The following is a 12,818-nucleotide window of genomic DNA, read 5'->3' as shown; positions in this document are numbered from 1 at the left end:
GGTACATGGTACTGATGATCGTCAGCGGCCGCTCAGGATCGGGGAAATCCGTCGCCCTGCGGGCGCTGGAAGATATGGGCTTCTACTGCGTAGATAACCTGCCGGTAGTGCTGCTGCCCGAGCTGGCGAGATCGCTGGCCGACAGAAACATTTCCGCCGCCGTCAGCATTGACGTGCGCAACATGCCGGAGTCGCCAGAAATCTTTGAACAGGCGATGAAGAGCCTGCCTGAGGCGTTTTCTCCTCAGCTGCTGTTCCTTGATGCCGATCGCAATACGCTGATTCGTCGCTACAGCGACACGCGTCGCCTGCATCCGCTTTCAAGCAAAAACCTGTCGCTTGAGAGCGCCATCGACGAAGAGAGCGCGCTGCTGGAGCCGCTGCGCTCCCGCGCCGACCTGATCGTCGACACCTCCGAAATGTCGGTACACGAGCTGGCAGAAATGCTGCGTACGCGCCTGTTGGGCAAACGCGAGCGTGAGCTCACCATGGTCTTTGAATCCTTTGGCTTTAAGCACGGTATTCCGATTGATGCCGATTACGTCTTCGACGTGCGCTTCCTGCCTAACCCGCACTGGGATCCCAAGCTGCGCCCGATGACCGGCCTCGATAAACCCGTTGCCGCCTTCCTCGATCGGCACACCGAGGTTCACAACTTTATTTATCAGACCCGCAGCTATCTTGAGCTATGGTTACCCATGCTGGAGACCAATAACCGCAGTTATCTGACGGTCGCTATCGGTTGTACCGGCGGTAAACATCGTTCGGTCTATATTGCCGAACAACTGGCTGACTACTTCCGCTCGCGCGGTAAGAACGTGCAGTCGCGTCACCGGACGCTGGAAAAACGCAAATCATGACCGTAAAGCAGAGCGTTGAGATCACTAACAAGCTGGGCATGCACGCGCGCCCGGCGATGAAGCTGTTCGAGCTGATGCAAAATTTCGATGCCGAAGTGCTGCTGCGCAACGATGAGGGCACGGAGGCGGAAGCCAATAGCGTGATTGCTCTGCTGATGCTCGACTCCGCAAAGGGTCGGCAAATTGAGATTGAGGCCAGCGGTCCGCAGGAAGTCGAAGCGCTGGCCGCGGTTATTGCGCTGTTTAACGCCGGTTTTGACGAAGACTAACGCCGGCGTCATTCCCCCGGTCGCGCGATGCTTACCGGGGTAACACACCCGCCAACCGTATTAATACAGCCTGTTCTCCCGCATAAACCCTTCCCCGCCAAGCTGACGCATCTGGCGTAAAATCCACGCCTGTCGACTGCGGACATAGCCCGACGGCGCGTCCGCGCGAAAGCGGATCGGATTAGGCAATACGGCGGCCAGCAGGGCCGCTTCCGCAGGCGTTAACCTGCTCGCCGACTTGTGGAAGTAGCGCTGCGACGCGGCTTCAACGCCAAACGTCCCCTCACCAAACTCGGCGATATTCAGATAAACGGTGAGGATGCGTTTTTTACTCCATACCGTCTCGATTCCTACGGTCAGACCGGCCTCCAGCCCCTTACGCAGCCAGCTGCGGCCATCCCATAAAAACAGGTTTTTGGCCGTCTGCTGCGACAGGGTCGAGGCCCCGCGAACGCGGTTTTCGTTACGCTCATTGTGCGCCAGCGCTTTTTCTATCGCCGGAACGTCAAAGCCCCAATGGTCGGGGAACTTTTGGTCCTCAGCCGCCATCACCGCCAGCCCCATCCACGGCGATATCTCATCCATCCCCACCCAATCAGAGTGGGCGACATAATGAAAATTGCCGCTCAGCCAGGCGCCGACCTGCCGCTCAAGCATCACCGCCGAGAAGGGCACCGGCAGCACGCTAAACAGCGCAATGCCGCCGCCCCAGAAGGCGGCGGCCACCAGCAGCACGCGCAGCAGCCCACGCTTTACCATCCGCAGCGGCGAAAAGCGGGCCTTCATGCCGTGAGAACCAGCACGCGCGCCACCAGCTTCTCAATCCCGCTCGCCGCTTCGGCGATATTCTGCGCCAGCATATAGGCCGGGGTGGTCACGACTTTATTCTCTTCATCCACCACAATGTCATCCACCGGACAGGGCACATGCTCGGCCCCCATATCCTCCAGCGCTTCGGCGGTGTCCAGATCGGTGCCAATGGTGACCCGCAGCGGGGCGGGTAAGATTTTTGGCAGCAGCGCCGGCGCGATACAGATAAAGCCCAGCGGCTTACCGGCCAGATGCATGGTCTGCGTCAGCGCCTTCAGCTCGTCGTCGACGGTACATTCGCTGCCCCAGGAGGCGAAGCTGCTGAGGTTTTTCGCGGCGCCAAATCCACCGGGGACAATCAGCGCATCGAGATCATCGGCCCGGGCGTCGGACAGCGGCTGGATCTCACCGCGGGCGATGCGCGCGGCTTCAATCAGCACGTTGCGGCTTTCCGGCAGAAGCTCGCCGGTCAGATGGTTGATGACGTCCGTTTGCGCCTTATCAGGGGCAAAGCACACCGCCTGGGCACCGCCGCGAGCAATCGCCAGCAGGGTAATAACCGCCTCATGAATCTCAGTGCCGTCATAGACACCGCAGCCGCTTAATACGACACCAATCTTTTTCATCACCCCAGCTCCTTAGTGCAAACTTGCTGAAACCAGTCAAAAATTTTGATTTACCCGCATTGCTTCACATATTTGACTGATTCATGTAACAAATAATTTAAGGTTTGCTATCTTAATCAGCGAGCAAACCAAATCCTCAGGTTGCGCCGTGTAAAAAATATCTCTAAAAATTGTGGCGCAACGACCAGTTCCCTGGTGTTGGCGCAGTGTTCGCGCACCCCGGTTTATCCGGGGTCATTTTTTATGTGCCGCCGCAACCCACGCCTTCAGTACCGCCACATCGTTCTGCCACTCCGATTTCATCTCTTCAACCCATTCACCAACGTTATCTGACCACGCGGGCAGGTCCGGCGTCTGAATCTGCTGTCCAAGCTGCTGAATATGGCGCAGGCCGATAGAGCCCGCGGCGCCCTTAATCTTATGGCCTTCATCGACAATCCCTTTCTGGTCGCGAGCGGTAAGGTTGGACTCCAGCACCGCCAGATAGCCCGGCATCATCTTCTCGAAAACCGCCAGACCGTCGCTGATGAGCTTCGGCCCCACCAGCTCGATGTACTGTTCCAGCATCGGAATATCCAGCACCGAGGCCGATTTAGCCGCATCCACGGCCGGCGCCTCGTCCTGGTCATCTTCCGGCGAATCCCAGAACTTTTTAATAATGGCGGTGAGCGCCGGGACCGACAGCGGCTTACTCAGCACATCATCCATACCGGCATTCAGGTACTCTTTTTTGTCCTTCAGAACGTTGGCCGTGAGCGCCACCAGCGGCGGCAGCTCGTCGGCGGCAAAGCGTTGCTTGAGGTGGCGTGAGATATCGAGACCGGTCATATCCGGTAGCTGAATATCCAGCAGCACCAGGTCATATTCACCGGGTTCGAACATCTCCAGCGCGGCTTTACCGGTCATCGCCACATCAACGCTATTGCCCAGTTTTTCCAGCACCGAGCGGGCGACAATCACGTTAAGCTCAATATCCTCTACCAGCAGCACGTTCAGCGCCGGGAGCGGCATTTCATCTTCCGCCAGAGTGTCTTCAACCTCCTCCGCTACCGCCGGCGCATGCACGGTTAAGGTAAAGGTTGCGCCCTGGCCCGGCTGGCTGGCGACGTTGATATCGCCGCCCATATTACGTGCCAGCCGGCGCGATACCGCCAGGCCAATTCCAGTGCCGGTGGCAGGTTTCCCGCCGTGGCTATCCTTAACCTGATAGTACATGGCGAAGATTTTATCCTGCTCCGCCTGCGGAATACCGATACCGGAATCCTCGACCTCAAAGTGCAGAATATTGCCCTCATCGTAGCGAATACGGACGGTCACGTTGCCGCCCTGAGGGGTAAATTTGACCGCGTTGCTAATGAGGTTCCACAGGATCTGCCGCAGGCGCGTACCGTCGGTGACGACCTTATGCGGCAGCGGCAGCGTCGGATCCATCACGAAGCGCAGCCCTTTCTGCTGCGCCTGCAGGCCGGAGAGGTTTTCGAGGTCGGCAAGGAAGCTGGTGAAGTCTACCGGCTGATTATCGAGCTGGACCTTACGCCGCTCCATCTTATCCATATCGATAATATCGTTGAAGATATTGCCCAGCGTCACCGCCGATACGTGGATCGTTTTCAGGTATTTTTCCTGCTCGCCGGTGAGTTCGGTATCCAGCAGGATGCGGCTGAGCCCCACGATGCCGTTAAGCGGCGTACGCAGCTCGTGGCTGATAGTTGAGATAAAGGTCGTCTTATCGCGGCTGGCGCGCTCCAGAGCGTCCTGATAGCGCTTACGTTCGGTAATATCGCGGCCGAAGCCCATCAGGCCACGGCGTTTGCCGACGCGATCGTAGTAAGGAACCTTGCGGATTTCAAAGCAGGCTTTGCGCCCGTCCGGGTAATCCAGCCACTGTTCATAGGTCAGAGAGACGTTATGCCGGAAGACTTTCTCATCCGTTTCCAGCACCTTCTCCGCCGCTTCTTCGTTATAGACATCCTGCGGCTTGAGGTGGATAAGCTGCTTCTCGCTTTTACCCGTCAGCAGCTCCATCGCCCGGTTACAGCCGGAAAACTCTTTATCTTCATTGCGATAGAAAACAAGGTCCGGCGAGGCGTCGAGGAATGAGCGCAGGAAGGAGGACTGCTGTTCGAGCTGAATCTGCGCCTCTTCACGCTCTTTCATCTCAATCTTCAGCTGTTCCAGCGTGGTTTCGCGTTCGGCTTCCGCCTTCTCGCGCTCGCCAATCTCCTGATTGAGCTGGGCGATGTTGTCTTTGAGCTGCACGTTGAGCTTCAGATCCCGCTCGCGCATCTCCTCCAGCTTCTCCACCAGCCTCGAGAGGCGCTGTCGCGACTCCTCAAGCTGCTCAACCACCACCGACAGAAAGTAGACCGCCCACGGGGTAATCAGCAGGCCAAAGAAGATAGAGCGGATCACATCGATGCTTTCGACCTGGCCGTGCAGCACCATCGTAACGGCCATCTGCACCACAATCGCCAGCACCACCAGGGCCAGGGCTAACAGCATTGAAAAACGCACCAGACCCAGCTTCATCATCAGGTCAACATAGTACTGCGCCAGCATACGGATTTGCTTCATAAGGGATTCCTTCGCCACAACTGTGCACAATAATACCCAATTCTGAGCGAGGCGCCGTAAGTTGTGCGAAAAATGCCGATCCTCTTCATACTTCAGGCCGCCGCAGCGCAGGCCGCTGCTGAACTATCCGCAACGCCGCGTTATTCACGGACTATGCGGCGGTCGGGCTCCACGCGCGTCCCAGGGCCGAACCCTGCACGCCGTGCTGGTTCAGATAGCGGTCCAGTTCAACCATCCCGGTCCAGCGATTTTCGCACCACAGCGGCGCCAGCAGGGTGGGACGGCGGGCGCTGGCCGAGATTCGGTGATAAATCACCTCCGGCGGCGTATGTCGAATCATCTCTCCGGCGGTGACGGTATAGTCATCCAGCTCAATGCCGTTAAGGCGCCCGGCCTGCCAGGCTTTCGCCATCGTGCTGCCGGTGACGATATGTAGCGGATGCAGCTTGATGCCGTCCACGCCGGTCCCGACGACCTGCTCCAGCGTTTGCAGGCAGTGGCCCGGCCCTTCACCCGGCAGCCCGACAATCAAATGCGCGCACACCTTCAGCCCGCGCGCTCTCGCCAGCCGGGTCGTACGCTGATAGCAGGCAAAGTCATGGCCGCGGTTAATGCGATGCAGCGTTTTATCGTGCGCCGTTTGCAGCCCCAGCTCCAGCCAGACTTCGTAGCCCTGCTCCCGATACTCCGTCAGCAGGTCCAGCACCGCTTCGGGGACACAGTCCGGTCGGGTGCCGACGCAGAGCCCGACAATATTGGCCTGGTTCACCGCCTGCTGGTACATCGCGCGCAGCACCTGCACTTCAGCAAAGGTGCTGGTGTAGGCCTGAAAATAGGCCAGATAGCGCTTCGCGCGGTTCACCCGCTGCGCCTGAAGCGCCAGCTGCTCGGCAATCGAGCGGTGCTGCTGCTCTTCGTCAGCAAAAGAGGCTACGTTGCAGAACGTGCACCCACCCCGGCCAATGGTGCCATCACGATTCGGGCAGCTAAATCCACCATGCAGCGTCAGTTTATGAACCTTTTCGCCATAGCGACGCATAAGATCCCCACCAAACATATTGACTAATTTTTGTAACTGCATAATCTGATAGACCGGCCTGAAGAAAGGGGCCAAGCCTGCCATTTTTAGTCACCTACGGCGATGACCTGGATCAATCGTCAGAGTGACCGCTCAGCTCATTGCATAACCACTCAATATAACTGCAATTTCATTCACGATTTCTATGATGACTTTTCCTTATACTTAACCTCTGGTTTGCCATTATCTTCGCCAGGGTTAAAAACAGTGTTATTTCTGGCTTCAGAGACAATAAGCAGCTAAATATTCTGCAATAAAAAGACACTTCAGCACAGATCGATAATGTTACGCTATCGATATAGTGAGACAGATCACACTAGATTACGCTTTCCGGCACGTTTCAATAGCGTTAAAAAGCCGTTAATATCTTTAATAATCATAACATTAAACACCTCATAGCACATTTTTGTATAAATAAGATTGCCATTTGACGTAAGTGTGGATTCCCGATAAGTTGGGAATCCGCTGGAAGCTTTCTGGATGAGCTCTCTGCTCATCATATTTATGCAGTAATTGAGATTCCCTCTTACAGCAAGTCCTCAAACTTGCGTACCGATGCGAAAAGGATTTAAAGAGGGCGAATGCGAGGTGCAAACCCCGTCGCCATGCTCTTTCTGTGCCCGTGCGCAATCGGTATCGGAGGGTGTCCCGTAGAGCCTGGGGAGGTTCACTGATATGTTGTACGATAAATCCCTTGAGAGGGATAACTGTGGTTTCGGCCTGATCGCCCACATAGAAGGCGAACCTAGCCACAAGGTAGTGCGTACCGCTATACACGCACTGGCCCGAATGCAGCACCGCGGCGCGATCCTTGCCGATGGTAAAACCGGCGACGGTTGTGGCTTGCTGCTGCAAAAACCCGATCGTTTCTTCCGTATCGTTGCGGAAGAACGCGGCTGGCGTTTAGCCAAAAATTACGCCGTTGGGATGCTGTTCCTTAATAAAGATCCTGAACTGGCTGCTGCCTCACGCCGCATCGTTGAAGAAGAACTGCAACGTGAAACCCTGTCTATCGTCGGCTGGCGCGAAGTGCCAACTAACGAAGGGGTTCTCGGTGAAATCGCCCTCTCCTCGCTGCCCCGTATTGAACAAATTTTTGTTAACGCACCGGCAGGCTGGCGCCCGCGTGATATGGAGCGTCGCCTGTTCATCGCGCGTCGTCGCCTTGAAAAACGCCTGCAGGATGATAAAGATTTTTACGTTTGCAGCCTGTCGAACCTGGTGAATATCTATAAAGGTCTGTGTATGCCGGCGGATTTGCCGCGCTTCTACCTGGACCTTGCGGACCTGCGTCTGGAGTCGGCAATCTGCCTGTTCCACCAGCGCTTCTCCACCAATACCGTGCCGCGCTGGCCGCTGGCCCAGCCGTTCCGCTACCTGGCGCACAACGGTGAAATCAACACCATCACCGGCAACCGCCAGTGGGCGCGCGCGCGTACCTATAAGTTCCAGACCCCGCTGATCCCCGATCTGCACGATGCCGCACCGTTCGTCAACGAAACGGGCTCGGACTCCAGCTCTATGGATAACATGCTGGAACTGCTGCTGGCAGGCGGGATGGATATCGTTCGCGCCATGCGCCTGCTCGTTCCGCCGGCCTGGCAGAACAACCCGGATATGGATCCGGAGCTGCGCGCATTCTTCGACTTTAACTCCATGCATATGGAGCCGTGGGACGGCCCGGCGGGCATCGTCATGTCCGATGGGCGCTACGCTGCCTGTAACCTCGACCGTAACGGTCTGCGTCCGGCACGCTACGTCATCACCAAAGACAAGCTGATCACCTGCGCCTCCGAAGTCGGCATCTGGGATTATCAGCCTGACGAAGTGGTTGAAAAAGGCCGCGTCGGTCCAGGCGAACTGATGGTTATCGATACCCGCGGTGGCCGCATTCTGCACTCAGCAGAGACCGACGACGACCTGAAAAGCCGCCACCCTTACAAAGAGTGGATGGAGAAAAACGTTCGTCGCCTGGTGCCGTTCGAAGACCTGCCTGACGAAGACGTTGGCAGCCGCCAGCTGGATGACGATACGCTCGCCAGCTATCAGAAACAGTTTAACTACAGCGCTGAAGAGCTGGATTCCGTGCTGCGCGTGCTGGGCGAGAACGGCCAGGAAGCCGTCGGCTCCATGGGCGATGACACGCCGTTTGCCGTGCTCTCCAGCCAGCCGCGTATTATTTACGATTACTTCCGCCAGCAGTTCGCGCAGGTGACCAACCCGCCGATCGACCCGCTGCGTGAAGCGCATGTGATGTCTCTGGCCACCAGCATTGGCCGCGAAATGAACGTCTTCTGCGAAGCGGAAGGCCAGGCGCACCGCCTGAGCTTCAAATCGCCAATCCTGCTGTACTCTGATTTCAAACAGCTGACCACCATGGAAGAGGAGCACTATCGCGCCGATACCCTGGACATCACCTTCAACGCCGCGGAAACAACCCTGGCCGAGACGGTGAAGGCGCTGTGCGACAAAGCAGAGCAGATGGTACGCAACGGTACCGTGCTGCTGGTGCTGTCGGATCGCAACATTGCGAAAGATCGCCTGCCGGTACCGGCACCAATGGCGGTCGGGGCTATCCAGACTCGTCTGGTCGATAAGAGCCTGCGCTGCGATGCCAACATCATTGTTGAAACCGCCAGCGCCCGCGACCCGCACCACTTCGCGGTCCTGCTGGGCTTCGGCGCAACGGCTATCTATCCGTATCTGGCCTATGAAACCCTGGCCAGACTGGTCGATAGCAAAGCCATCGACAGAGACTACCGCACGGTGATGCTGAACTATCGTAACGGCATCAACAAAGGTCTCTACAAGATCATGTCGAAGATGGGTATTTCGACCATCGCGTCCTATCGCTGCTCGAAGCTGTTTGAAGCCGTTGGCCTGCATCGCGAAGTTTCCGACCTCTGCTTCCTCGGCGTAGTCAGCCGCATCGGCGGCGCAGGCTTCGACGACTTCCAGCAGGACCTGCTGAACCTGTCGAAACGCGCGTGGCTGGTCCGCAAGCCGCTGGACCAGGGCGGTCTGCTGAAATACGTTCACGGTGGTGAATATCACGCCTATAACCCGGACGTCGTACGCACCCTGCAGCAGGCGGTTCAGAGCGGTGAATACCGCGATTACCAGCAGTATTCTCAGCTGGTCAACGAGCGCCCGGCCGCTACGCTGCGCGATCTGCTGGCGCTGAATCCTGGCGACGAAGCGATCGATATCGCCCACGTTGAGTCGGCAAAAGAGCTGTACAAACGCTTCGATACCGCGGCCATGTCTATCGGCGCATTAAGCCCGGAAGCGCATGAATCGCTGGCGGAAGCGATGAACAGCATCGGCGGCTTCTCCAACTCCGGCGAAGGCGGCGAAGACCCGGCGCGCTACGGCACCAACAAAGTGTCGCGCATCAAGCAGGTTGCCTCCGGCCGCTTCGGCGTCACCCCGGCTTACCTGGTTAACGCCGACGTTATTCAGATTAAAGTCGCTCAGGGCGCCAAACCGGGCGAAGGTGGCCAGCTGCCGGGTGATAAAGTCACCCCGTACATTGCCAAACTGCGCTACTCGGTACCGGGCGTGACGCTGATTTCGCCGCCGCCGCATCACGATATTTACTCGATCGAAGATCTGGCGCAGCTGATTTTTGACCTGAAACAGGTCAATCCGAAAGCGATGATTTCAGTGAAGCTGGTCTCCGAGCCGGGCGTTGGCACTATCGCCACCGGCGTGGCGAAAGCCTATGCCGACCTTATCACTATCGCCGGCTATGACGGCGGCACCGGTGCCAGCCCGCTCTCCTCGGTGAAATATGCGGGATGTCCGTGGGAGCTCGGCCTGGTTGAAACCCAGCAGGCGCTGGTGGCCAACGGCCTGCGGCATAAGATTCGCCTGCAGGTGGACGGCGGCCTGAAAACCGGCCTCGATATCATCAAAGCGGCGATCCTCGGCGCGGAAAGCTTCGGCTTCGGCACCGGCCCGATGGTGGCGCTGGGCTGTAAATACCTGCGTATTTGCCACCTGAACAACTGCGCAACCGGCGTAGCAACCCAGGATGACAAACTGCGTAAGAACCACTACCACGGCCTGCCGTTCAAAGTGACCAACTACTTTGAATTCATCGCCCGCGAAACCCGCGAGCTGATGGCCCAGCTGGGCGTGAAGCGTCTGGTGGATCTGATCGGTCGCACCGATCTGCTGAAGGTGCTGGACGGCTTTACCGCGAAGCAGCAGAAGCTGGATCTGTCAAAACTGCTGGAGACCGCCGAGCCGCACGCGGGCAAAGCGCTGTACTGCACCGAGAACAACCCGCCGTTTGATAACGGCGTGCTGAACGCGCAGCTGCTGCAGCAGGCAAAACCGTTCGTTGACGGCAAGCAGAGCAAAACGTTCTGGTTTGATATCCGCAACACCGACCGCTCCGTTGGCGCCTCGCTGTCCGGCTATATTGCCCAGACTCACGGCGACCAGGGGCTGGCTGCCGACCCGATTACCGCCCACTTCAGCGGTACCGCGGGCCAGAGCTTCGGCGTATGGAACGCCGGTGGCGTAGAGCTGCACCTGACCGGTGATGCGAACGACTACGTCGGTAAAGGTATGGCCGGCGGCCTGCTCGCGATTCGTCCTCCGGTAGGCTCCGCCTTCCGCAGCCATGAAGCGAGCATCATCGGCAATACCTGCCTGTACGGCGCGACCGGCGGTCGTCTGTACGCGGCAGGCCGCGCAGGTGAACGTTTTGCGGTGCGTAACTCCGGCGCCATCACCGTCGTTGAAGGCATCGGCGATAACGGCTGCGAATATATGACCGGCGGCATCGTCTGCGTGATCGGTAAAACCGGCGTCAACTTTGGCGCAGGGATGACCGGCGGCTTCGCCTACGTGCTGGATGAAGCCGGCGACTTCCGCAAACGCGTGAACCCGGAGCTGGTGGAAGTGCTGGACGTTGACTCTCTGGCTATCCACGAGGAGCATCTGCGTGGTTTGATTACCGAACACGTGCAGCTGACCGGCTCGTCGCGCGGGGAAGAGATCCTGGCCAACTGGCCGGCCTTCTCGGCGAAATTCGCGCTGGTTAAACCAAAGTCCAGCGATGTTAAAGCACTGTTGGGTCACCGTAGTCGTAGCGCAGCAGAGCTGCGTGTGCAGGCGCAGTAAGGAATTCAGATGAGCCAGAACGTATACCAGTTTATCGACTTACAGCGCGTTGATCCGCCAAAGAAGCCGCTGAAGATCCGCAAAATTGAATTTGTTGAGATTTACGAGCCGTTTTCAGAGGGCCAGGCTAAGGCGCAGGCAGACCGCTGCCTCTCCTGCGGCAACCCGTACTGTGAATGGAAGTGCCCGGTTCACAACTACATCCCTAACTGGCTGAAGCTGGCCAATGAAGGGCGTATTTTTGAAGCGGCTGAGCTGTCGCATCAGACCAACACCCTGCCGGAAGTGTGCGGCCGCGTGTGCCCGCAGGACCGTCTGTGTGAAGGTTCCTGTACGCTGAACGATGAGTTTGGCGCCGTGACCATCGGCAATATCGAGCGCTATATCAACGATAAAGCATTCGAGATGGGCTGGCGTCCCGACCTTTCCGGCGTCAAGCCGGTCGGCAAAACGGTCGCCATTATCGGTGCGGGCCCGGCGGGCCTCGCCTGTGCTGACGTCCTGACCCGTAACGGCGTGAAGGCCGTGGTGTTCGACCGCCATCCGGAAATCGGCGGCCTGCTGACCTTCGGCATTCCGGCATTTAAGCTGGAAAAAGAGGTCATGACCCGCCGTCGGGAAATTTTCACCGGCATGGGGATCGAGTTCAAACTCAACGTTGAAGTGGGCCGCGACGTTCAGCTCGACGATCTGCTGAAAGAGTACGATGCCGTGTTCCTCGGCGTCGGTACCTATCAGTCGATGCGCGGCGGACTGGAAAACGAAGATGCGAACGGCGTGTATGATGCGCTGCCGTTCCTGATTGCCAACACCAAGCAGACGATGGGCTTTGGCGAGACGCCGGACGAGCCGTACGTCAGCATGGAAGGCAAGCGCGTCGTGGTTCTCGGCGGTGGCGACACCGCGATGGACTGCGTGCGTACTTCTATCCGCCAGGGCGCTACTCACGTTATCTGCGCCTACCGCCGTGACGAAGAGAACATGCCGGGCTCGAAACGCGAAGTCAAAAACGCGCGTGAAGAGGGCGTGGAGTTCCAGTTCAACGTTCAGCCGCTGGGCGTTGAGGTGAATGCCAACGGTAAAGTGTGCGGCGTGAAGATGGCGCGCACCGAGATGGGCCAGCCGGATGCGAAGGGCCGCCGTCGGGCCGAAATCGTTGCCGGTTCCGAGCACGTCATTCCGGTCGATGCGGTAGTTATGGCATTTGGCTTCCGTCCGCACAGCATGGAATGGCTGGCGAAACACAGCGTTGAGCTCGACTCACAGGGTCGTATTATTGCCCCTGAAGGTAACGAAAACGCGTTCCAGACCAGCAACCCGAAGATCTTCGCCGGCGGCGATATCGTGCGCGGTTCTGACCTGGTGGTGACGGCGATTGCCGAAGGTCGCAAAGCGGCTGACGGGATCCTCAACTACCTGGAAGTGTAACGCCAGGGCCCGGATAGCTGCTTAGCCGGGTCGCCAA

At 58.0% G+C, this 12,818-nt stretch carries 8 protein-coding genes; 4 read left to right on the top strand and 4 right to left on the bottom strand.

Annotated elements, in window-relative coordinates:
• Positions 1-5: 5 nt before the first annotated feature.
• Positions 6-860, top strand: a complete 855-nt coding sequence (rapZ, locus tag HCK03_RS02455) for an RNase adapter RapZ (RefSeq protein WP_041147422.1) — start codon at positions 6-8, stop codon at positions 858-860.
• A complete protein-coding gene (npr, locus tag HCK03_RS02450; RefSeq protein ID WP_041147423.1) occupies positions 857-1,129 on the top strand; it encodes a PTS phosphocarrier protein NPr in 273 nt (90 codons plus the stop codon). Before rapZ ends, npr begins: the two co-directional genes overlap by 4 nt.
• A 60-nt stretch (positions 1,130-1,189) precedes the next feature.
• Here npr and mtgA read toward each other — a convergent pair whose 3' ends face one another.
• From mtgA to HCK03_RS02430, 4 genes are all read right to left on the bottom strand, one after another.
• Entirely contained in the window at positions 1,190-1,915 is a 726-nt protein-coding gene (gene mtgA, locus HCK03_RS02445; RefSeq protein ID WP_167691090.1) for a monofunctional biosynthetic peptidoglycan transglycosylase, read from the bottom strand.
• Entirely contained in the window at positions 1,912-2,565 is a 654-nt protein-coding gene (gene elbB, locus HCK03_RS02440; protein WP_167691089.1) for an isoprenoid biosynthesis glyoxalase ElbB, read from the bottom strand. Before elbB ends, mtgA begins: the two co-directional genes overlap by 4 nt.
• Before the next feature lie 234 nt (positions 2,566-2,799).
• Positions 2,800-5,139: an aerobic respiration two-component sensor histidine kinase ArcB gene (gene arcB, locus HCK03_RS02435; protein ID WP_041147426.1), complete on the bottom strand. Its 2,340-nt coding sequence runs from the start codon at positions 5,137-5,139 to the stop codon at positions 2,800-2,802.
• Positions 5,140-5,290: 151 nt separating this feature from the next.
• The gene (locus HCK03_RS02430; protein WP_167691088.1) at positions 5,291-6,220 is read right to left on the bottom strand and encodes a tRNA modification radical SAM protein MnmL/YtqA; all 930 of its coding nucleotides are present in this window, start codon (positions 6,218-6,220) and stop codon (positions 5,291-5,293) included.
• 672 nt (positions 6,221-6,892) lie between these two features.
• On the opposite strand from HCK03_RS02430, the gene gltB reads away from it, so the two are divergent.
• A complete protein-coding gene (gltB, locus tag HCK03_RS02425; RefSeq protein WP_071844990.1) occupies positions 6,893-11,353 on the top strand; it encodes a glutamate synthase large subunit in 4,461 nt (1,486 codons plus the stop codon).
• Between the two features lie 9 nt (positions 11,354-11,362).
• Complete coding sequence (locus tag HCK03_RS02420; protein ID WP_041147429.1) at positions 11,363-12,781, top strand: glutamate synthase small subunit; 1,419 nt, start codon at positions 11,363-11,365, stop codon at positions 12,779-12,781.
• The last annotated feature ends 37 nt before the right edge of the window (positions 12,782-12,818 follow it).

It is taken from the genome of Klebsiella terrigena, assembly GCF_012029655.1.
GTDB lineage: Bacteria > Pseudomonadota > Gammaproteobacteria > Enterobacterales > Enterobacteriaceae > Klebsiella > Klebsiella terrigena.
The sequence above is the reverse complement of the archived record's forward strand: the minus strand, read 5'-3'. Positions and strand labels throughout refer to the sequence as shown.